The sequence below is a fragment of the Photorhabdus noenieputensis genome (assembly GCF_018448935.1).
Taxonomy (GTDB): domain Bacteria; phylum Pseudomonadota; class Gammaproteobacteria; order Enterobacterales; family Enterobacteriaceae; genus Photorhabdus; species Photorhabdus noenieputensis.
Map to the genome: position 1 here is coordinate 22,026 of NZ_RCWC01000018.1, position 21,150 is coordinate 43,175.

21 protein-coding genes are annotated in these 21,150 nt (G+C 41.8%); 9 read left to right on the plus strand and 12 right to left on the minus strand.

All coding sequences use genetic code 11. From position 1 onward, the window contains the following. Positions 1-8 precede the first annotated feature (8 nt). Genes trpD through trpA form a run of 4 tightly spaced genes read left to right on the plus strand, consistent with a single transcriptional unit; the run spans position 9 to position 4,411 of the window. A complete protein-coding gene (gene trpD / locus EAE91_RS13245) occupies positions 9-1,007 on the plus strand; it encodes an anthranilate phosphoribosyltransferase (protein WP_214088904.1) in 999 nt (332 codons plus the stop codon). Between the two features lie 2 nt (positions 1,008-1,009). Continuing rightward, on the plus strand, positions 1,010-2,374 hold the full coding sequence (gene trpCF / locus EAE91_RS13250) for a bifunctional indole-3-glycerol-phosphate synthase TrpC/phosphoribosylanthranilate isomerase TrpF (RefSeq protein ID WP_214088905.1): 1,365 nt from the start codon (positions 1,010-1,012) through the stop codon (positions 2,372-2,374). A gap of 40 nt (positions 2,375-2,414) precedes the next feature. Continuing rightward, entirely contained in the window at positions 2,415-3,605 is a 1,191-nt protein-coding gene (gene trpB, locus EAE91_RS13255) for a tryptophan synthase subunit beta (RefSeq protein WP_214088906.1), read from the plus strand. Then, positions 3,605-4,411 (plus strand): tryptophan synthase subunit alpha, encoded by an 807-nt coding sequence (gene trpA, locus EAE91_RS13260; RefSeq protein WP_214088907.1) that lies wholly within the window; start codon positions 3,605-3,607, stop codon positions 4,409-4,411. The genes trpB and trpA overlap by 1 nt, the downstream gene beginning before the upstream one ends. Positions 4,412-4,447: 36 nt before the next feature. Here trpA and ompW read toward each other — a convergent pair whose 3' ends face one another. Next, positions 4,448-5,092 (minus strand): outer membrane protein OmpW, encoded by a 645-nt coding sequence (gene ompW / locus EAE91_RS13265; RefSeq protein ID WP_214088908.1) that lies wholly within the window; start codon positions 5,090-5,092, stop codon positions 4,448-4,450. A 440-nt stretch (positions 5,093-5,532) separates the two neighbouring features. On the opposite strand from ompW, the gene EAE91_RS13270 reads away from it, so the two are divergent. Beyond that, entirely contained in the window at positions 5,533-6,303 is a 771-nt protein-coding gene (locus tag EAE91_RS13270) for a YciC family protein (RefSeq protein ID WP_214088909.1), read from the plus strand. Positions 6,304-6,451: 148 nt separating this feature from the next. On the opposite strand, the gene EAE91_RS13275 is transcribed toward EAE91_RS13270, so the two are convergent. The 4 genes from EAE91_RS13275 to EAE91_RS13290 all read right to left on the minus strand — a co-directional run bounded on the left by EAE91_RS13275 (position 6,452) and on the right by EAE91_RS13290 (position 10,890). Continuing rightward, complete coding sequence (locus EAE91_RS13275; protein WP_214088910.1) at positions 6,452-7,000, minus strand: Ail/Lom family outer membrane beta-barrel protein; 549 nt, start codon at positions 6,998-7,000, stop codon at positions 6,452-6,454. Positions 7,001-7,591: 591 nt separating this feature from the next. Beyond that, a complete protein-coding gene (locus tag EAE91_RS13280) occupies positions 7,592-8,143 on the minus strand; it encodes an Ail/Lom family outer membrane beta-barrel protein (RefSeq protein WP_214088911.1) in 552 nt (183 codons plus the stop codon). Between the two features lie 390 nt (positions 8,144-8,533). Beyond that, positions 8,534-8,935, minus strand: a complete 402-nt coding sequence (locus EAE91_RS13285) for an HVO_A0114 family putative DNA-binding protein (RefSeq protein WP_214088912.1) — start codon at positions 8,933-8,935, stop codon at positions 8,534-8,536. 224 nt (positions 8,936-9,159) lie between these two features. Beyond that, on the minus strand, positions 9,160-10,890 hold the full coding sequence (locus EAE91_RS13290; protein WP_214088913.1) for a SulP family inorganic anion transporter: 1,731 nt from the start codon (positions 10,888-10,890) through the stop codon (positions 9,160-9,162). Between the two features lie 225 nt (positions 10,891-11,115). On the opposite strand from EAE91_RS13290, the gene EAE91_RS13295 reads away from it, so the two are divergent. Both EAE91_RS13295 and yciA read left to right on the plus strand, forming a co-directional pair. Continuing rightward, positions 11,116-11,652 carry a septation protein A gene (locus tag EAE91_RS13295; RefSeq protein WP_214088914.1) on the plus strand — a complete coding sequence of 179 codons (537 nt, stop codon included), beginning with the start codon at positions 11,116-11,118 and terminating at the stop codon, positions 11,650-11,652. Between the two features lie 77 nt (positions 11,653-11,729). Further along, entirely contained in the window at positions 11,730-12,161 is a 432-nt protein-coding gene (gene yciA / locus EAE91_RS13300) for an acyl-CoA thioester hydrolase YciA (protein ID WP_214088915.1), read from the plus strand. Between the two features lie 67 nt (positions 12,162-12,228). Here yciA and tonB read toward each other — a convergent pair whose 3' ends face one another. Beyond that, the gene (tonB, locus tag EAE91_RS13305) at positions 12,229-12,906 is read right to left on the minus strand and encodes a TonB system transport protein TonB (RefSeq protein ID WP_214088916.1); all 678 of its coding nucleotides are present in this window, start codon (positions 12,904-12,906) and stop codon (positions 12,229-12,231) included. A gap of 102 nt (positions 12,907-13,008) precedes the next feature. Beyond that, entirely contained in the window at positions 13,009-13,191 is a 183-nt protein-coding gene (locus EAE91_RS13310) for a YciY family protein (RefSeq protein WP_214088917.1), read from the minus strand. Between the two features lie 246 nt (positions 13,192-13,437). Between EAE91_RS13310 and cls the strand changes: the two genes are divergently transcribed. Beyond that, complete coding sequence (gene cls, locus EAE91_RS13315; RefSeq protein ID WP_214088918.1) at positions 13,438-14,898, plus strand: cardiolipin synthase; 1,461 nt, start codon at positions 13,438-13,440, stop codon at positions 14,896-14,898. A gap of 111 nt (positions 14,899-15,009) precedes the next feature. Next, entirely contained in the window at positions 15,010-15,339 is a 330-nt protein-coding gene (locus EAE91_RS13320; protein WP_214088964.1) for an HI1450 family dsDNA-mimic protein, read from the plus strand. A gap of 132 nt (positions 15,340-15,471) precedes the next feature. Here the strand turns inward: EAE91_RS13320 and oppF are convergent, their stop codons facing one another. From oppF to oppA, 5 genes are all read right to left on the minus strand, one after another. Further along, positions 15,472-16,473: a murein tripeptide/oligopeptide ABC transporter ATP binding protein OppF gene (gene oppF / locus EAE91_RS13325; RefSeq protein WP_214088919.1), complete on the minus strand. Its 1,002-nt coding sequence runs from the start codon at positions 16,471-16,473 to the stop codon at positions 15,472-15,474. Beyond that, entirely contained in the window at positions 16,470-17,468 is a 999-nt protein-coding gene (oppD, locus tag EAE91_RS13330; RefSeq protein WP_214088920.1) for an ABC transporter ATP-binding protein, read from the minus strand. The genes oppF and oppD overlap by 4 nt, the downstream gene beginning before the upstream one ends. A gap of 9 nt (positions 17,469-17,477) precedes the next feature. Further along, the gene (gene oppC, locus EAE91_RS13335; protein ID WP_214088921.1) at positions 17,478-18,386 is read right to left on the minus strand and encodes an oligopeptide ABC transporter permease OppC; all 909 of its coding nucleotides are present in this window, start codon (positions 18,384-18,386) and stop codon (positions 17,478-17,480) included. A 14-nt stretch (positions 18,387-18,400) separates the two neighbouring features. Beyond that, entirely contained in the window at positions 18,401-19,321 is a 921-nt protein-coding gene (gene oppB, locus EAE91_RS13340; protein WP_214088922.1) for an oligopeptide ABC transporter permease OppB, read from the minus strand. A gap of 85 nt (positions 19,322-19,406) precedes the next feature. Continuing rightward, a complete protein-coding gene (gene oppA, locus EAE91_RS13345) occupies positions 19,407-21,047 on the minus strand; it encodes an oligopeptide ABC transporter substrate-binding protein OppA (protein WP_214088923.1) in 1,641 nt (546 codons plus the stop codon). Positions 21,048-21,150 lie beyond the last annotated feature (103 nt).

Below are 21,150 nucleotides of genomic sequence, written 5' to 3' on the forward strand. Positions count from 1 at the left end.
AGATGAGAATGCAGGTTATTTTCAACAAATTGTTTAATGCACAGACACTGACACAGCAAGAAAGCCAGCAACTATTTGCAGCCATTATTCAAGGAGAATTAAGTGAATCACTACTCGCTGCTGTACTTATCAGCATGAAATTACGTGGTGAACAACCCCAAGAGATCGCCGGTGCAGCCCAAGCATTACTGGCAAATGCCCTGCCATTTCCACGGCCGGATTACATGTTCTGCGATATCGTCGGAACAGGTGGTGATGGTACAAACAGTATCAATATTTCAACCGCCAGTGCCTTTGTCGCCGCGACTTGCCAGATTAAAGTCGCCAAACATGGTAATCGCAGTGTTTCCAGTCGTTCAGGTTCTTCTGATTTGCTGGCAGCGTTTGGTATCGCCCTTGATATCAGCGCGGAATGCGCCCGTAGCGCATTGGATGAAATCGGCATCTGTTTCCTATTTGCACCGCAGTATCATCTTGGATTCCGTCATGCGATGCCGGTACGTCAACAACTGAAAACCCGGACGCTATTCAATATATTAGGTCCTCTGATTAACCCGGCCCGTCCACCACTGGCTTTAATTGGCGTTTACAGCCCTGAGCTCGTTGAGCCGATTGCCCGCACTTTACAGGTTCTCGGCTATCAACGGGCAGCGGTTGTTCACAGCGGTGGCATGGATGAAGTCGCACTGCATGCACCAACACAAGTTGCAGAACTTAATGATGGAGAAATTATCCATTATCAATTAAACGCTGAAGATTTTGGTTTACAACATCATCCAATATCCGCTTTAAAAGGAGGTTCACCAGAGGATAATCGTGAAATGCTCAGTTTATTGTTACAAGGACGAGGCAAGAAGGCTCATGCTGATGCCGTTGCGGCTAACGTTGCCCTGTTAATGAAAATTCATGGACAGGAAAATTTACGTCATAACACCCAACAAGCTCTCGAAGCCATTCACAGTGGCCGAGCTTATGAACGAGTCATAGCACTTGCAACAAGGAGTTAATCATGCAAGCCACTATTTTACAGAAAATAGTTAATGATAAAGCCGAATACCTTATTAATCGCAAACAGCAACAACCATTGGAAAGTTTTATTGATGCCGTTGTTGCCAGCAATCGTCATTTTTATCAAGCGCTAAGCAGTCAACAGACGGTTTTTATTCTGGAATGTAAAAAGGCATCTCCTTCTAAAGGCGTTATTCGTCAGGATTTTGATCCCACTCAAATAGCAAAAATTTATCAACCTTATGCTGCCGCCATCTCGGTACTAACTGATGAAAAATATTTTCAGGGTAGCTATGAATTTCTTCGTTTAGTCAGTGATACCGTTCACCAGCCGATATTGTGCAAAGACTTTATTATCGATCCTTATCAAATTTATCTTGCCCGTTATTATCAAGCCGATGCAATTTTATTGATGCTTTCTGTTCTTGATGATCAGCAATATATTGCGTTGTCTGAACTTGCCCATAGTCTGAATATGGGCGTACTGACGGAAGTCAGCTCAGAGGAAGAGCGAGCCAGAGCGGTTGCGCTAAAAGCTAAAGTGATAGGTATTAATAACCGTGATCTGAGAGATCTTTCTATCGATTTAAACCGTACCAAACAACTTGCGCCACAGTTACCGGAAGGAACCATTGTTATTAGCGAGTCGGGCATCCACCAGCATCAACAAATTCGTGATCTTAGTCATTATACTCATGGCTTTCTCATTGGCAGTGCTTTGATGGCCCAATCCAATCTGGACTTAGCATTACGTCAACTGATTCTGGGTGAAAATAAAGTCTGTGGGTTAACTCGTCCACAAGATGCTAAAGCAGCATTACAGGCAGGTGCTGTTTATGGTGGTTTGATATTTGCTGAGCATTCACCACGTAAGATTAATATCCAACAGGCCCAACAAATTATTAATGCAGCAAATCTCAAATATGTAGGGGTATTTCAAAATCAATCATCTGCATTCATCAGTCATACCGCCCGTACCCTTTCTCTAGCTGCGGTGCAATTACATGGCGCAGAAGGTGAAATTTATATTGCTGAACTGCGAAAAACCCTGCCTGAAAATTGCCAAATCTGGAAAGCAGTTGATATGTCGAAAGAGGCATTTCACGTCCAAGCCGGAAATATTGACCGTTATTTACTGGATAACGGCAAAGGTGGAACCGGCCAAAGTTTCGATTGGCAATTACTTGAAAAGCAATTACTCGCCAATGTCATGCTAGCCGGTGGGTTAAATGAAGAAAATTGCCAACAAGCAGCAAAATATGGCTGTTGCGGACTTGATTTTAATTCTGGCGTCGAAAACGCACCCGGAATTAAAAGCAGTCATAAACTAAATAAAGTGTTTCAGCTTCTACGCTGTTACCAGTAAGTAACAATTTTCCGATTCATATAAATGGACAACTAGAACAATGAGTAAACTTAACCCCTATTTTGGTGATTTCGGTGGACAATTTGTACCACAGATCCTTATTCCAGCCCTTGAACAGTTAGAAGCCGCATTTATTGCGGCTCAACAAGATCCCGAATTTCAGCAAGAATTTCAGGATCTACTGAAAAATTATGCAGGCAGACCAACAGCATTAACGTTATGCCGTAATCTGACAAAAGGCACCAAAACCCGCCTTTATCTGAAACGTGAAGATCTATTACACGGCGGCGCTCATAAAACCAATCAGGTACTTGGTCAGGCATTATTGGCGAAACGCATGGGCAAAAACGAAATTATTGCGGAAACTGGCGCTGGTCAACATGGTGTGGCAACCGCCCTCACCTGCGCACTTTTAAATATGAAATGCCGCATTTATATGGGCGCTAAAGATGTAGAGCGCCAATCCCCTAATGTTTTTCGCATGCGTCTGATGGGAGCCGAAGTCATTCCGGTCCACAGTGGCTCTGCTACCTTAAAAGATGCCTGCAATGAAGCATTGCGTGATTGGTCTGGCAGCTACGATAAAGCCCACTACTTATTAGGGACTGCCGCTGGACCACATCCTTATCCGACGATGGTTCGAGAGTTCCAACGAATGATCGGCGAAGAAGCCAAATCCCAAATTCTGGCAAAAGAGGGACGCCTGCCCGATGCCGTGTTAGCTTGTGTCGGTGGAGGCTCTAATGCCATTGGCATGTTTGCTGAATTCATTCCTGAAACCTCGGTCCGCCTGATTGGTATTGAACCTGCCGGGCTCGGTATTGAAACCGGTAAACATGGCGCTCCACTGAAACATGGCAAATTGGGCATCTATTTTGGTATGAAATCGCCAATGATGCAGACAGATGAAGGCCAGATTGAAGAATCTTATTCTATTTCCGCCGGTCTGGATTTCCCTTCCGTTGGCCCTCAACATGCCTATCTGAACAGTATTGGACGGGCTGATTATGTTTCCATCACCGATGATGAAGCATTAGCAGCATTCAAAACCCTTTCCCGTGAGGAAGGCATTATTCCAGCCCTCGAATCCTCTCATGCGCTGGCTTATGCTCTGAAAATGATCCATCAAGCTCCTGATAAAGAGCAATTACTGATCGTTAACCTATCCGGTCGCGGTGATAAAGACATATTTACTGTCCACGATATTTTAAAATCCAGAAGGGAAATCTAATGGAACGTTACGAGCAGCTATTTAAACAACTGGAAAGTCGTAAACAAGGTGCTTTTGTCCCCTTTGTCACCCTAGGCGATCCAAACCCGGAATTATCACTGGAAATTATTGATACTTTGATTGCAAGTGGTGCTGACGCTCTTGAGTTAAGTATTCCCTTTTCTGATCCTCTGGCTGACGGCCCAACTATTCAGAACGCTAATCTGCGTGCTTTCTCCTCAAATGTGACTCCTTCGCTCTGTTTTGAACTATTAACAAAAATTCGGACAAAATACCCTGATATTCCTATTGGTTTATTAATGTATGCCAACCTGGTTTTTCATCATGGAATAGAAGAGTTCTACCGCCGTTGCAAAGATGCAGAGGTTGATTCGATATTAGTTGCAGATGTCCCCATATCAGAATCACGACCATTCCGCACCGCAGCCATGAAACATGGTATTGCCCCTATTTTTATTTGCCCACCCAACGCGGAAGATGAACTATTACGTGAAATTGCTTCTTATGGCCGCGGATATACCTACCTATTATCAAGAGCAGGAGTGACCGGTACAGAAAGACGAGGTGAAAAACCATTGAATCATTTGGTCAATAAACTACGGGAATATCATGCGGCACCACCGTTACAGGGATTTGGGATTTCAGAACCCACGCAGGTAAAAGAAACATTAGCGAGTGGCGCAGCGGGAGCCATTTCCGGATCTGCTGTCGTTAAAATTATCGAAGAAAATCTTTCTCAGCCAGAAATAATGATGAAAAAACTGGCTGAATTTGTATCAATAATGAAATCTGCCACTCAACTTTAATACAAAAAATGGGGCAAAATCTGCCCCATTTTTTTATTAAAAGTGATAACCAACCCCAAACATAAATACCCACGGATCTAGCCGGGTATCAATTTTATATTGCTGATCACCTGCTTTAAATTTCACATCCGTTTCAATGTTTACCCACCATACAGAGGCGTTCAACATCCAATTCTGATCTAACTCATAATCCAGACCAACCTGCCCGGCAACACCCCAGGAATCCTTCAAGTCCAGACTATGTAAGTTATTATCTTTAACGGCCGAATTACCATTGAATTTTTCGTTAAAGAAAGTGGTATAGTTCAAACCAACACCAACATAAGGGCGGAAACTGCTTTCTTTAGAACCGAAATAGTACTGCGCCATTAATGTCGGCGGTAGATGTTTTACTTTAGCAATATCACCAACACCACCCGGTAAACTTACCCGATGCTGGAAGGGTGTCCCTGCCAGTAATTCGAAACCAATATTATCGGTAATCATATAACTGAAGGTTAAACCCATCTGGGTATTATTATCCGCACTCAAAGAACCCACCCCTAATACATTATCAGAACCCGTATTAGGTCTTACTGTTGCAGTACCTGTGCGGAAAATAAAATCACCTGCTTCATGAGCAAAAGCAAATGATGGTGCTAAAGTTGCCGCTGCTAATACAAATGCAGAAATTTTTTTCATTATTCATCCCATTCCTGTGATTTAAAGTCAATTAAAATATACTCATATATTAGAATTTATGATCCAAGACAGATCACATCTTTCAAAGAATTTCAGTAAAACCGCATATTTATAATATTATTATTTCAATTAGGAATTATTTTAAATTGATCCAAATCAAAGTTTACTTATTATTAATCAGTTAGAAATCCTTTATTTATATATTCATTTCGATGTTTTATCTTTCCTTATCATTAATATTTCCATTATGTTTTAATAAGGTTAATTTTATGTTTATTTTTATCTTAAGAATATAATGTAAAGAACTTTTTTCTATCATCAACAATCACAGTTAACCACTAATTTATCCGTATCATCTCGTTTCTACTATCCACGTTTCCCCATAACAAGGTACAATCACCGCCTATGTATTGTTGTTTAACCTGATAGGAGCTGTCTTCATGCCAATCACGGCGAATACCCTGTACCGTGACAGTTTTAACTTTTTCAAAAATCAACTGTTAAGTACCCTGACCCTGGCCGTTCTGGCGGCTCTGGTTACCACCTTATTGGGGCACCTGTTTATTCCTGACAGCGAACAGATGAAGTTGCTGACAGAAGCAGAATTCACGTTTGCCACTTCAGGCAAGGCCGGTATTCAGGAACTGGTGTCTCAAATGACCCCAGAGCAACAGTCAATGATCATGCGGGCGGGAATCGGGACCATTTTCTCAAGTATGATTGGCAGCGTGCTGCTGGTCGGTGGTGTACTGACGCTGGTCGCGGCAGTTTCAGAGGGAAACCGTATTTCTTCATTACAGGCCATTGGTTTATCAGCAAGCCAGTTACCGAAACTGTTTCTATTACTGCTTATCTGCACCCTGCTAATTCAATTGGGCTTGATGCTGATGCTAGTACCCGGCATTATTTTGTCGATCGCACTGGCTTTATCTCCAGTTATTATGACTGCCGAGCGTTGTGGTGTTTTTGCTGCTATAAAAATAAGCTGGAAACTGGCATTTGCTAATATTCGTCTGCTGGTTCCGGCAATTCTTTTGTGGCTGACCGCAAGGCTGTTGCTGGTATTTATTATTGACCGTCTAACATTCATTCACAGTGAGATGGCAGGGATTATTCTTGGTGTGTTTAATAACCTGATCTCAGCCATTTTGCTGATTTACCTGTTCCGGTTGTATATGCTGGTTGTCTCTCCACAACAAAAATCAATATAAAACAAAACCCCATAGTGATAACACTATGGGGATAAACAGAATAAGCTGTTATATCTGGATTGATCTAAAATGCAAAAAAATTCCCTGTTTTTCAACAGGGAATTCTATAGAAAAGAGAGCTAATTAAATATCAATTAGCAAATTTCGGTTAGAACCGATAGCCAACACCAACTACCCAAGTGCCTATTTTAGCGTCATCCAGTTTTGAATATTCATAGGATGTATCAATAGTCCAATTTGGCATAGGGTTAAACTGTAATCCTAGACCATAAGCCACTGATGTTTTACTCCCTTTATGGTCAAGAAGCTCATAACCCGAAACAAAAGATTCACTCTTTGCCTTTCCATGCGCAGCACCAATCAAACCATATGCACTAACATAGTCATTAAAACGATATGTAGGACCCGCCATCAGAGAATAATAATCTAAATTACCAGTACCAACTTTGGCACCATCATCGTAGAAGTCATAACCCTGATGTGTCAGCGTGAATGAACCAATAACACCCCAATTATTATCCAGCTCGTAGCGATATTTTAAGTTAAAGCCTTTTGGGTTTTCATCAAGCTTTTCACCATCAAATTTCACATGACTCTGAGCATAGCCACCAGAAATTGTGTGTTCATCAGCATTTGCCGCAAATGCAAACACAGATAAACCTGCTGCCACCACTGAAGCTACCAATGTTCTTTTCATTAAAAATCCCTAATTATTGTATAAAATATAGAAAAAACTCAATTGCGGGCCGTGATTATTTATCAAAAATCAATATAAAACAACTCAATTCTGTTTTTTGTTAAGTTTCCATTCAACAAGATCAAGTAATAACCACTTCCCATCTTAATCGTCTATTTTTTATACTTATTAGCATTTCATCACTTCACTACTGAGATAAAAGCAAAAAAATTCCCTGTCTTACAACAGGGAATTTTGTCTAGAATAATAGTGATAACTAATAAAGGAATAATCTTCAGATTACATGGCTAAACATGGACTAGCAATTTCAACTAAATAGATATATGGACACTAAACCAATGCAAACCTATAAATAAGATTTTCTGGCAAAAAGTAGTCAAAAACATATATCCGGTTTCAATAATCCCTGATGAAAATCCATACTCTCTATCTTCATTATTTCGATAGCCTTGATGAATAAACTATCTAACAAGCTAACAGAGAGTTGGTGCTAACATTAATTTATTATCTTCAGTCATTTAATGAGATTACATAGATCACAAAAGTTGGACTGAATTCCCTTTAAAGGAACGACTACACTGGAAACACTATTTAGAATCTATAACCCGCACCAATTACCCAAGTGCCTACTTTGTAGTTACTTATTTTTGAATATTCATAAGATGCATCAATAACCCAATTTGGCATAGGGTTAAATTGCAATCCTAAACCATAAGCAGCAGAGGTCTTACTTTCTTTATATTCAAAGTCATAGCCCAATACAGCAGCATTACCCTTTGCTTTTTCCTTTCCGTGTGCAGCACCCACCAGACCGTATACACTCACGTACTCATTAAAGCGATATGTAGGACCCGCCATCAGAGAATAATAATCTAAATCACCAGTACCAATCTTGCTACTACCATAATAGTAATCATAACCCTGATGTGTCATCGTGAATGAACCAATAACACCAAAATTATTATCCAGCTCGTAACGATATTTGAGGTTAAAACCTTTTGGGTTTTCATCAAGCTTTTCACCATAAACCTTCACATGACTCTGAGCATAGCCACCAGAAATCGTGTGCTCACCGGCATTTGCTGCAAATGCGAATACAGATAAACCAACTGCCACTGCTGAGGCTATCAATGCCTTTTTCATTGGAACGTCCTAAATAGTTATTGTACAAGTAATAATGATTTTGCTTTGTTAAAATATAATTATCGGAAAACAAAATGTAACGTGGTATTAAATACTTAATGCTTAAATCATATTGATTTTTAACAAGAAATCTTAAAATAAGACAGGTGATATCTCAATTAATAGAACAGCAACGGTCAATAATCACACGTTCGGGAATTAAGAACTATTTTCCTCAATTATAATTATCAATGTGATTATTTTATTTCTCGCATTTATTGTTTGATCTCAATAACGCGCTATTATAGCTGAATAATCATTCAATCAGACCTCACAGTGATAAAACCATGAGGCTGAAAGTTATAAACAAGTTTACGTTGTATTCATTTACATGGTGTTAAATTTACTATTTCAAGCTGCTATATTTTTAGCCCCACAAGATGACATCACCCTTTCACTGATTCCCTGCTCAATTCTTATTTCAAAGTCAGTAAACAGTGCCTTTGGTTTTACACTCTTATTGCTTTTTTCAAGCGTGACAAAACCGTGTCGGCTAAGTGTCTTTAATGTGACTGACAAGTTGCTTGGTTTCCTTCCTGATAGATTAGCCAGCTCTGCGATTGTCTCTGGTTTGTGCTCATCAATAAGACGCAGAAGCGCGATATTATCACTGCTAAGTACTTGAGCAAGAGCAATCATGGAAGTAAACCAGATCTTAGGCTCATCAGGTTGAACAACATATTCACCCTTAATAATAGCCAATGTGCGCTTGCATATAAGTTCTTCATTCATCACGCCAATGAGTGCTTTCATCGTATTACCCTCTTTTTTCGCGTTCAGCGATAATTTCATCAATTTTAGTAAAGAAATCCTCAATTAACTGATATGCAGAAGTAAATTCATATGGAATACCTTTATCAACCCAAGCAAGACGTCCAAACCTGAATCCGATTGCATTACTAAAACCTCCTTGTTGTTATGATCTAATCATATGTCTTTGCTTAATAAAATTCAAACTAGCAAACAACTGTAAATTATTATCTTTTAGCGTAATTAGAGTACCATTCAGGCTTACTTTGGATCATTCGTACCGCAAAATAGAGATCAGGTACCACAATCAGATCGTCATCACTACTTCGCAGTTTATTCTGTTTTATCCAACGGGTAAGCTCTGTCCGACGCCCGGCGAGTACCAACGTGATATCTCTTACTTTCAATTCACTAATCAACTCATCAATCGCGGCAAATACGCTGACATCATCGTAGGTAAAACTCACCGCCGCATCGACAACCAACCAACCCGGACGTTTTTGCATCTTGTTAAGTTTTTGAATCTTGTCAACATGCTGTAACACCCGCTTTTTAAAATAGCTGACATTGAAATAAGTCAATGGTGAATTAAACCGATACATCATCACACCATCTATGGGTTTAATATCATTGCCATGATTAATTGAGTGAATCATTCCTTGGTCATTCACCCCTAAGAGCTGATCTGTCGGACGGAATATAATCCGCAAAAACTGTAATAAACCAAGCAGAACGGCGAAACCAACACCGTTAATCAAGCCAACCACCAGCACGGCAATTAATGTAAATAGTGATAAAGTAAATGCCTGATGATTTCTTTTCCTCAGTGACCAGATCCGCCGTAAGCCCAACAGTGACGATGCCGAATAAATCAGCACCACACCAAGCGATGACAACGGGATATAAGCCAGGAAACTTGTCATAAATAACAAAACCAGCAAAATAATGGTCGCCGCGATAACAGAAACCAATTGCGTTTTCCCACCAATCGCATCATTAACCGCAGTACGACTACTGGCAGCACTGACAGCAAATCCTTGTGATAAAGCAGAAGCGATATTCGCAATGCCTAAAGCTCTAAGTTCACAATCTGCATCAATCTGATAACCGTTTTTACTGGCAAAGCTACGGGCCGTCATCATAAAACTGACAAAACTGATAACAGCAAGGTTCAAAGATGGAATAACTAGCTCACGCATAATGCCTGGCTGAAAATCGGGCATTGGCACAACAGGTAATCCCCCACCGCTGACACCACCAACAATCTGAATGCCATATTTTTCCAGACTAAATTGCCAGCTTACATAAGTCGCCAATACCATTGCCAACAAAGGCCCCGGCCAAGTCGGACGCAAGAAACGCACAGTGAGCAAAATCAACACCGTAGCAACAGACATTGCTAACGTCGGTAAATGGGTACTCATGAGCTTGACAGGTAATGCGATCACTCGTTCAATCAATCCCACCGGAACGCCAGCAAAACCAAAGACTTGAGCTAACTGATCCACAATGATTGTCAATGCAACACCGTTCATTAATCCTTTCAGGATCGGCTTGGAAAGAAAATCAGCAAACGCGCCTAATCGGAAGTGACTGGCGAGAACACACCATATTCCGGTCATTAAGGTCATTACAATCGTAAGCTGCCAGCGGACATCTTCATTATCAAACACCAATGGCGCGACAGCCGCGGCAATAACGGCACACGTTGCTGCATCTGGCCCGACAATCAATTGTCTTGAGGTACCAAATAATGCATAAGCAAACATGGGTAAAATACATGCATAAAGACCGATAATTGCACTTATTCCCATCAATTCGGCGTAAGCAATAGCAACCGGCAGAGCAACTGCGGCGACAGAAAGCCCGGCTCTTAAATCATGACTAAACCATTCCTTGCGATAATGAGAAAAATTGCCCAACCCTGGCATCCAACGCTGTAGTTTTTTCCACTGCATCTGGTTTATGCCCTCTTATTTTTCAACGGGTTTTAGTTATAATGCTGCGTTATATGCCCACTGACAACCGGAAGTTAATTACGCCGCTCTTTATGATAAAATTATGCGAAACCGATCGATAAAAATCTTTTTTATTGAGAGATAAGGCCATACTGTTGCTGCTAGTTCATTCAATGACTAAAATCGGATGATAATTAAACGCCGGAATTACAATAGGTTCAAACTATGAAACAACTTTTAGACTTTCTACCTTTAGTCGTTTTTTTTGTCGTATACAAAATGTATGACATTTTTTACGCTTCTGGAGCGTTGATCGCCGCCACCGGTTTAGCTGTCGCTATTACTTATGTCATTTACCGGAAAGTAGAGAAATCCTCCCTAATCACTTTTATCATGGTGGCTGTTTTCGGTACTCTAACTTTAGCTTTCCACAGTGATCTATTTATCAAATGGAAAGTTACAGTAATCTATGCATTATTTGCATTAGCCTTGCTAGGCAGCCAGTGGTTTATGAAAAAACCGCTGATTCAGAAAATGCTAGGAAAAGAGTTAATTTTACCCGATTTTGTTTGGAACAAGCTCAATATGGCATGGGCGCTGTTTTTTACCGCCTGTGCGCTGGCTAATATTTATGTTGCATTCTGGTTATCACAAGATGTCTGGGTTAATTTTAAAGTATTTGGTCTGACTGCCCTGACTCTGGTTTTCACCGTGCTCAGTGTAGTATATATTTACCGTCACCTGCCACGCGAACAGAAGTAACCCCATTCAAATGGATACCTGCCTGCTATCGTCTGTAGGCAGGTATTGTTTTTTCATCAAATAAAGTAAAGTTTTCAATGACACAACAACAATTACCTAACGGAGAGTTAGTCCTCCGCACACTGGCTATGCCCGCTGATACCAACGCCAATGGAGATATTTTTGGTGGATGGTTAATGTCACAAATGGATATTGGTGGTGCAATTCTGGCAAAAGAAATTGCGGAAGGCCGTGTTGTCACTGTCAGAGTAGATGGTATTACTTTTCTGAAACCTGTCGCCGTCGGTGATGTCGTCTGCTGCTATGCATATTGCCTCAAAACCGGTAACAGTTCGATTACCATCAATATCGAAGTCTGGGTGAAGAAAGTCGCCTCTGAACCCGTCGGTCAACGCTATCGTGCAACCGAAGCGGTATTCACTTATGTTGCGGTTAATGAAGATAATACCTCCCGTCGATTGCCAGAAGGCAAAACCCACTTTCAACTCGCTAGCAGCACTAACGAATAAGGCTAATTATTAATGGAAAAAGGAGCGTGTTAATAATGCTCCTTTTTTATTTCCATTTCCCCAACAATCAGGATTGAGATATACCCGTAATTTTGAATTCGACGGTTGTGATATAACCAACCGCAGGTATTTTTTCAAAGCGCCACTTTCTCATTGCTTTTTTCACCTCCCTTTCAAAAACATTGGGTGGATTAGCGCCAATAACTTCTATATTTCTTACCCGTCCATCTTCATCAATATCATATTTGACTTTCACATAGCCTTCGGTACCCAATGCCGAAGCCCTAGATGGGTAGACAGGTAACGCTTTACTTAATGCCCTTGGCCCATTCTGCGGTTTAACCACCGGTTTATTCTGATTATTATCAGTACGGTTAGCCAGTGCATTCTGATTAAACAGCGGTTTTTCCGGTTGTTCAGCTCTCTTTTCAACAGGTTCAGATTGCTTTTTAACAACCTTCTTCTTCACTTCCGGTTTCTTCACCTCTGGTTTTGGAATTACCGGCTTTGGAATTACCGGCTCCGGTTCCTCCGGCTCTGATTCAGGCTCAGGTGCTGCCGGCTCCGAAACAGGAGCTTCTTCAGCCGCTAACTGAATCATAGCGACAGACATAAATGCAACATCAGACTGTTTTTCCGGTATTGCAGAACAAAAAAGGGCAGCAGCTATAGAAATGTGCAAGCAAACTGATAACAATATTGGCCAACGTATCCAGCGCATAAGGGAATTCTTGATTAGCAGCATAATAGTCAATCCTCGAATGACTGCTAGTTTAAATGCAAATAGCAATCATATTCAATAAAGATTGTAGGTGAGCGTGAATATAAGGCCAAAAATATTATTTTTTCAATGTATCCATTCGCCATGCTGGACAAACAATAAAGCTCGACGCTGTTTATAACCACGTAATTTACGTAGTGAATAAATACGCAAATTACGTCTTGATTGCCCTTCCAGCCAACGGCGGCGACGGTTAGAATTCTGGCGTAACATCCGCCACCGCCCTACTTCATTTCGACTACGTTTCATAAAGTCATACCTATAAAAATATCACGCTCATTATAAGCCTTTAAAAAAGATATCCAAGGCGTATCTGGATAGTACTTTTTATATCAATAATGCGAAATGACCAATATCAAGTATGATGCTTGCAGTATATTTGTTGATTTTTTGGTAAATTCATCGGGTTAAATAGATCGTTTATATCCCGTGTCTTGAGGAAACCGTGTTAAACACCCCAAAGATGTCTGAACAAAACAGGATTGATTGCCGAATATGACAACCTTTTATTCCGTCCTAAGTTGGCTTGCTATTTTCTTTTATTGGCTGATTGTTGCCAGTATCACCTTACGCATTCTGATAAAACGCCGACCTGTCACTTCTGCTATGACCTGGCTGCTGATTATCTATATCCTTCCCTTAGTTGGAATCATCGCTTACCTGTCATTTGGTGAGCTGCATTTGGGAAAACGCAGAGTTGAACAAGCCAAAGCCATGTGGCCTTCAACAACTGTCTGGCTTGAAGAACTGCGTAAATCTCGGCATATATTCGCCACGGAAAATAGCGAAGTCGCGACACCTTTATTCCAGCTTTGCGAGCGACGGCAAGGGCTTGCAGGTGTTAAAGGTAACAAGATCCAACTACTGACAACCTATGACCATTCACTAAAAACCATTATCAAAGATATTGAGAATGCCAAACACAGTATTGATATGGTGTTTTACATCTGGCAAGCCGGTGGCTTGGTTGAACAAGTGACTGATGCTCTTATGGCCGCAGCACACCGGGGAGTCAGATGCCGTATTATGGTGGATTCAGCAGGTAGCTGGTTATATTGCCGTAGCCAATACCCGGATATCATGCGCCAGGCGGGAATTGAATTTGTTGAGGCTTTGCAAGTCAATATATTCCGTCTATTTCTACGTCGCATGGATCTGCGCCAGCATCGTAAAATTATCTTGATAGATGATTATATTTCTTATGCCGGCAGTATGAATATGGTAGATCCACGCTTCTTTAAACAAGATGCTGGCGTTGGGCAATGGATCGACATCATGGTGCGAATGGAAGGGCCGGTTACCACGACTATGGGGGTTATTTACGCTTGTGACTGGGAAATGGAAACAGGTCAACGTATCTTTCCGCCATCACCCGATAACAATATCATGCCATTTGAACAGGCCAGTGGGCATACAACTCAGGTTATTGCATCTGGTCCCGGATTCCCAGAGGAATTGATTCAACAATCTTTAATGACGGCTATTTTCTCTGCCCGTAAGCAACTAATTTTAACCACTCCTTATTTTGTTCCCAGTGATGACCTGATAAACGCCATTTGCACCGCAGCTTTACGAGGGGTTGAAGTTATTATTATCGTTCCACGTAGAAATAATTTCTTCTTAGTTCGTTGGGCAAGCCGCGCATTTTTTGCTGAATTGTTAAATGCTGGTGTTAAGATTTATCAGTTTGAAGATGGCTTGCTACATACCAAAAGCGTTTTAGTTGATGGCCAACTCAGCATGGTGGGTTCAGTTAATCTCGATATGCGTAGCCTGTGGCTAAATTTTGAAATTACCGTGGTTATTGATGATGAAAACTTTGGTAATGATCTAACGCTAGTGCAATACGATTACATCGCTCATTCTACATTGCTGGAAACCAATGAGTGGGAACAACGCCCTTTGTGGCATCGGATTATTGAGCGCATTTGTTACTTTTTTAGTCCGCTATTGTGACCAATACCCTCGTCTTGTAAAGACGGGGGTACCAATCAACGCTGCAACATGCTTTAATTCTTTATCATGACCCACGAATAAATCAATATGGACAACAGATCCTCACAAACTATGGATTTAGATCTCAATAACCGAATGACAGAAGATGAAACCCTTGAGAAAGCCTATGACATCTTTCTTGAACTGGCTTCATCCAACCTCGATCCCGCGGATATTCTGCTATTCAGCTTGCAATTCGAAATACGTGGCGGTGCAGAATTACTGCCCCCTTCTGATGAGTGGCTTGGACTCGTGGATTTTTATCCGAATCCTGATTTTTTTGCCGAAGTGATTATCGGGCTAGCAGAATCTGAAGACGCTGAGATCAACGATGTTTTTGCCCGTATCCTCATTTGCCGGGAAAAATCTCACCCGATTTACCATATTTTGTGGAAAGAGTGAGAGCTACCGGTTCTGATACAAATCTGAATCCTGAACAAAACCCAAAAAGTAACTCTCACATTTAATGTCTTACAAAATTCCTCGATAACTACAGTCAGCCTTAACTACACAACCTTATATAGCCAACCTTAACTACAACGGATCAACCTTCAAACAAGACACGGCATGGCGGAAACTCCCTTCCATCAATGGCCGTGTTTTAGCACATTCAGGATCTGCCATTGGACAACGAGTACGGAAAACACATCCTGATGGCGGATTGATAGGTGACGGCAATTCACCTTCCAACAATTCAATGTGTTTATTTCGTTCTTTATCTGGATCAGGCACCGGTACTGCTGACATCAACGCTTTGGTATAAGGGTGCTGTGGATTATGGTAAACCTCATCATAAGTGCCCAATTCCACCGCATGCCCTAAATACATCACGAGTACACGGTCAGATATGTGCTTAACCACCGCCAAATCATGGGCGATAAAAATCAGCGACAGCCCCATTTCCCGTTGTAATTCCTGCAATAGGTTCACTACCTGAGCCTGAATGGATACATCAAGTGCAGATACCGGCTCATCACAAATCACCAACTTAGGTTCAAGGATAAGTGCACGAGCAATCCCGATACGTTGACACTGACCACCAGAGAATTCATGCGGGTAGCGATTAATCAGGTTCGGCAGTAATCCAACTTTCATCATCATCGCTTTTACCCGCTCTTTAATTTCCAGCTCTTTCATCTTTGGATGATAAGTGCGTAGTGGCTCAGCGATAATATCGCCAATCGTCATTCGCGGGTTTAAGGATGCTAATGGGTCTTGGAATATCATCTGGATATCACTGCGAATCTCCCGCCACTGTTTATCATCCATATCCAGCAGGCTTTTTCCCAACCAAGTTACTGAACCACCAGAAGACTTGACCAATCCGATAATTGCACGAGCAAAAGTCGATTTGCCGCAACCGGATTCACCAACCACACCTAGAGTTTCCCCTTCGTATAACCTTAATGTAACGCCATCAACCGCTTTCAAGGATTTTGTTGGTTGCCAGAACCACTGTTTGCCATCTTTGATATCAAAGTAAACTTTTAGATCTGCTACTTCCAGCAGCACACGTCTTTCTTCAATCTGGCTCATGCCAATTCCTCCGGTGCCTTAAAGCAAGCTCGCAAACGCCCGTTGCCAAATGTCTCTAACCCCGGTTCACAATTTACACAACGGCCTACTGAAAACTGACAGCGTGGCTGAAACGGACACCCTTTCGGCAATCGTAATAAATTAGGCGGATTTCCGGGAATAGTCGTCAACGATGCTTCATCACCATCAAGACGAGGAACAGCACTAAGCAGACCTATAGAATAAGGATGGGTTGGTTGATAAAACACTTCACGAGCTGAGCCATATTCCATCGTTCTCCCTGCGTACATTACCAACACTTTGTCACAAATACCGGCAACTACTCCCAAATCGTGAGTAATCATAATAATCGCGGTATTAAATTCCCGTTTCAGCTCATTCAGTAGGGTCATAATCTGAGCCTGAACTGTGACATCAAGTGCGGTTGTCGGTTCGTCAGCAATCAATAATTTTGGACGACATAACAACGCCATCGCGATCATCACACGCTGACGCATTCCACCAGAAAATTCATGCGGATACATTCGCATTCGCTTAAGCGCTTCTGGCATTTTGACGGCATCCAGCATCCGAATCGATTCAAGGTATGCCTCACTTTTACTCATATGCTTATGCAACATCAAAACTTCTGTAAGTTGATCGCCGATACGCATATAGGGATTGAGAGATGTCATTGGGTCCTGAAATATCATTGATATCTCTTCCGCTCTCATGCGGTTAAGCTGTTTTTCTTCCAGGTTAAGAATTTCCCTGCCATTAAAAATAGCGGAACCGCCAATTTTGCCGTTTCTGGCAAGTAGCCCCATCAAAGCGAAAGCAGTTTGTGATTTGCCAGAACCGGACTCCCCTACAATTCCTAATGTTTCCCCTGCGCGTAAATCAAAATTTAGCTTGTTCACCGCTGTAACATCGCCATCTGGGGTACTAAAAGTCACGTCCAATTCTTTAACAATTAACAACGGCTCAGAACTTTTCTGGTTTTTAACGCTGTCCATGTTACCTCCTTAACGATCTTTCGGATCGAGGGCATCACGCAAGCCATCGCCGATAAAGTTAAAACAAAACAGTGTCACCACCAGAAAACCGGCAGGAAACAACAGCAACCACGGGGAAACCTCCATCGAATTCGCACCATCGCTTAATAATGCACCCCAACTACTTAACGGTTCTTGAGTTCCCAATCCCAGAAAGCTAAGAAACGATTCAAACAGAATCATACTCGGCACTAATAAAGATGCATAAACCACCACCACTCCCAATACATTAGGGACAATATGACGCAGCACAATCTGACGGGTTGATACACCACACACCAGCGCCGCCTCAATAAATTCCTTACGTTTTAGGCTCAATGTCTGACCACGGACAATACGCGCCATATCCAACCATGACACCATACCGATAGCGACAAAGATCAGAAAAATATTCTGTCCGAAGAAGGTCACTAGCAGGATCACAAAGAACATGAATGGAAATGAGTTCAAAATTTCCAGCATACGCATCATGACTGAATCTATTTTTCCGCCCAAATAGCCAGATAATGATCCATATAAGGTTCCGACGACTACCGCCACCAAAGCGGCTGCAATCCCAACCATCAACGAAATACGTCCTCCAATGGCAACACGCACCAGCAAATCACGTCCAGAAGAATCTGTACCAAAATAGTGACCTGACTCAGAATCAGGTGGCATCGACATCATGGCCCAATCAGTATCGTCATATGTGAATTGAGCTAACATCGGCGCTAAGATCACAAACAAGGTAATCAAAGATAACAGGCACAAACTGGCAATCGCTGCCCGGTTGTGAATAAAACGGCGTCGTGCATCCTGCCACAAACTGCGCCCTTCAATTTCTAATTGCTCAGAAAAATTTTCCAGAGCTTCGCTGTTTTGTTTATTAACTATCATTGCGTGCTCCAGTCTTAATAACGAATCTTCGGATCGATAACAGCGTACAACACATCAACAATCGCATTGAAAAAAATAGTCAAACTACCAACTAAAATAGTCAGACTTAACACTAACGAATAATCACGGTTCAATGCGCCATTAACAAACAACTGCCCTATTCCCGGCAACCCGAAGATTGTTTCAATCACCATCGAACCGGTAATAATGCCGACAAAAGCAGGCCCCATATAAGAGATAACCGGTAACAATGCGGGCTTTAAAGCATGGCGGAAAATAATGATGCGCAATGGCAACCCTTTGGCTCGCGCAGTACGAATAAAGTTAGAGTGCAGCACTTCTATCATCGAACTACGGGTAATACGGGAGATACTGGCGATATAGGCCAAAGAGAGTGCTACCATCGGCAAAATCATATATTTGGGCGCACCGCCATTCCAGCCTCCTCCCGGCAACCATTTAAGATGAATAGCGAACCCCAGCACCAGTAACGGTGCCACGACAAAACCTGGGATAACAACCCCCGTCATGGCGAACCCCATCACCGTATAATCCCATTTTGTATTTTGGTTAAGTGCAGCAATAACCCCAGCGCTAATCCCCAAGACAACCGCCATGATAAATGCCGCAGCCCCTAATTTAGCCGATACTGGAAATGCCGTTGCTACGAGATCGTTAACTGAGTAGTCCTTATATTTGAAAGAAGGCCCAAAATCTCCTTTAGTGAGTTGAATTAAGTAATCAAAATATTGTTTATAAATTGGGTCATTCAAATGATATTTCGCTTCAATGTTTGCCATCACTTCTGGCGGCAATTTCCGCTCACCGGTAAATGGGCTGCCTGGTGCCAACCGCATCATGAAAAACGAAATAGTGATAAGAATAAAAAGTGTCGGGATCGCCTCTAAACAACGGCGTAAAATAAACTTAAGCATCGCCCGCTCCTATGTGTTGGCCCTTAACCCTGGCCTTAAAATAATTTGACACTAAAGCAGCCCTTTCCGGGCTGCTTTACAACGATTAGTGTTTGATAATATAAAAATCTTTGGTGTGTAAATTATCCAAAGGATCTTTCCCTGTATAGCCACCAACATAGGGCTTCACTAACCGGGTATTCACATAGTAATAAAGGGGGACAATAGCAGAATCTTTATCTAACTGCGCTTCTGCTTGCTGGTAAACAGCAGCACGTTCATCATCTGTTGCTACTTTCAGAGATTCTTTCATCAGTTTATCAAACTCATCACTCTTATAATGAGCCGTGTTATTACTACTATAAGAAAGCATTGAATTCAGGAATGAAGAAGGTTCGTTGTAATCGGCACACCAGCCAGCACGGGCCACGTCATAATTCCCTTGATGTCGAGTATCAAGGAAAGTTTTCCACTCTTGGTTTTCTAAACGAACATCAGCACCTAAATTTTTCTTCCAAACAGAAGCGACCGCGATGGCAATTTTTTTATGCAGATCAGAGGTGTTATAAAGCAAGTTAAATTTCAATGGATTATCTTTATTATAACCTGCTTCAGCCAGTAATTTTTTGGCTTCTTGGTTGCGCTGTTCCTGACTCCAACCAGTAAACCACACCGGTTTCATCTCTTTCATACCATCAGTAACTGGCGGTGTATAACCGGAGGCAGGGATATCACCCTGTGCTTTTACTTTATTGGTCACTATGTCTCGGTCCATAGACAATTTCAGTGCAGTACGAACGCGAGGATCATTAAATGGGGGCTTGTCGTTATTAATTTCGTAGTAGTAAGTACATAAAATTGGGCTAATATGCAACTCATTCGGGATCTCCTTTTTCAGTTTCTGGAACAGTTCAATCGGCAAATTGATATAAGTCATATCAATTTCGCCACTGCGATAGCGGTTGACATCCGTGACCTCTGACGAAATTGGCAGGAAAGTAACCTGATCAATAACGGTATTTTTATTATCCCAATATGTCGGGCTACGCTCCATCACAATACGTTCGTTAACTACCCAATTTTTCAGTTTATAAGCCCCATTACCGACAAAGTTCTGTGGCTGAGTCCATTTTTCGCTATATTTTTCTACCGTAGCTTTATGCACCGGAGCCATTGAAGAGTGAGCCAAAAGTTTTGGCAGATAAGGAACCGCTTCGCTCAATGTAAGCTGCAATGTATAGTCATCCAGCGCCTTTACTCCCAGAGTATCTGGTTTCTTTTTACCACTGATGATGTCATCAATATTGGTGAAATGGGCATACTGGAGGTAACTTTCATAGGGAGAAGCAGTATTAGGATCGGCCAGACGTTGCCAACTGTAAACAAAATCATGCGCCGTGACAGGATCACCATTAGACCACTTGGAATCTTTACGCATATGGAATGTCCAGACGGTGAAGTCTTTATTCTCCCAACTGGCCGCCGAACCCGGTAAAATTTCGCCGTTCGGACCAACGATGACAACACCTTCAAACAGATCGCGTGCCAAATGTGATTCTGGTACTCCTTCAATCTTATGCGGGTCTAACGATTGCGGTTCAGAGCCGTTATTACGGACTAAAACCTGTTTATCAGCTAATTGAACACCATCAGGCACTTTTGCAGCAAAGACCTGACTTGCCATTACCATACTCAGTGCAGCGCTGATGCTGACAGTAAGTAGTCTCTTTTTCGTTGTGTTTATCATCTTTTTCTACTCCAATTTTATACCGTCAGATTTGTTATCAGCCGACGGCCCAGAAATAAGGGGTGGATTACTACCCGCATACAAAAGGAACGATTTTGTTTGC

What these genes read in the sequence shown, in the direction of transcription:
- ompW (WP_214088908.1), bottom strand. Translation starts at nt 5,092, where the DNA reads ATGAAAAAAATTTCTGCATTTGTATTAGCAGCGGCAACTTTAGCACCA.
- EAE91_RS13320 (WP_214088964.1), top strand. Translation starts at nt 15,010, where the DNA reads ATGGATTTAGATCTCAATAACCGAATGACAGAAGATGAAACCCTTGAG.
- EAE91_RS13275 (WP_214088910.1), bottom strand. Translation starts at nt 7,000, where the DNA reads ATGAAAAGAACATTGGTAGCTTCAGTGGTGGCAGCAGGTTTATCTGTG.
- EAE91_RS13295 (WP_214088914.1), top strand. Translation starts at nt 11,116, where the DNA reads ATGAAACAACTTTTAGACTTTCTACCTTTAGTCGTTTTTTTTGTCGTA.
- EAE91_RS13280 (WP_214088911.1), bottom strand. Translation starts at nt 8,143, where the DNA reads ATGAAAAAGGCATTGATAGCCTCAGCAGTGGCAGTTGGTTTATCTGTA.
- EAE91_RS13270 (WP_214088909.1), top strand. Translation starts at nt 5,533, where the DNA reads ATGCCAATCACGGCGAATACCCTGTACCGTGACAGTTTTAACTTTTTC.
- tonB (WP_214088916.1), bottom strand. Translation starts at nt 12,906, where the DNA reads ATGCTGCTAATCAAGAATTCCCTTATGCGCTGGATACGTTGGCCAATA.
- oppD (WP_214088920.1), bottom strand. Translation starts at nt 17,468, where the DNA reads ATGGACAGCGTTAAAAACCAGAAAAGTTCTGAGCCGTTGTTAATTGTT.
- trpD (WP_214088904.1), top strand. Translation starts at nt 9, where the DNA reads ATGCAGGTTATTTTCAACAAATTGTTTAATGCACAGACACTGACACAG.
- EAE91_RS13310 (WP_214088917.1), bottom strand. Translation starts at nt 13,191, where the DNA reads ATGAAACGTAGTCGAAATGAAGTAGGGCGGTGGCGGATGTTACGCCAG.
- oppB (WP_214088922.1), bottom strand. Translation starts at nt 19,321, where the DNA reads ATGCTTAAGTTTATTTTACGCCGTTGTTTAGAGGCGATCCCGACACTT.
- trpCF (WP_214088905.1), top strand. Translation starts at nt 1,010, where the DNA reads ATGCAAGCCACTATTTTACAGAAAATAGTTAATGATAAAGCCGAATAC.
- oppF (WP_214088919.1), bottom strand. Translation starts at nt 16,473, where the DNA reads ATGAGCCAGATTGAAGAAAGACGTGTGCTGCTGGAAGTAGCAGATCTA.
- EAE91_RS13285 (WP_214088912.1), bottom strand. Translation starts at nt 8,935, where the DNA reads ATGAAAGCACTCATTGGCGTGATGAATGAAGAACTTATATGCAAGCGC.
- oppA (WP_214088923.1), bottom strand. Translation starts at nt 21,047, where the DNA reads ATGATAAACACAACGAAAAAGAGACTACTTACTGTCAGCATCAGCGCT.
- oppC (WP_214088921.1), bottom strand. Translation starts at nt 18,386, where the DNA reads ATGATAGTTAATAAACAAAACAGCGAAGCTCTGGAAAATTTTTCTGAG.
- EAE91_RS13290 (WP_214088913.1), bottom strand. Translation starts at nt 10,890, where the DNA reads ATGCAGTGGAAAAAACTACAGCGTTGGATGCCAGGGTTGGGCAATTTT.
- yciA (WP_214088915.1), top strand. Translation starts at nt 11,730, where the DNA reads ATGACACAACAACAATTACCTAACGGAGAGTTAGTCCTCCGCACACTG.
- trpA (WP_214088907.1), top strand. Translation starts at nt 3,605, where the DNA reads ATGGAACGTTACGAGCAGCTATTTAAACAACTGGAAAGTCGTAAACAA.
- trpB (WP_214088906.1), top strand. Translation starts at nt 2,415, where the DNA reads ATGAGTAAACTTAACCCCTATTTTGGTGATTTCGGTGGACAATTTGTA.
- cls (WP_214088918.1), top strand. Translation starts at nt 13,438, where the DNA reads ATGACAACCTTTTATTCCGTCCTAAGTTGGCTTGCTATTTTCTTTTAT.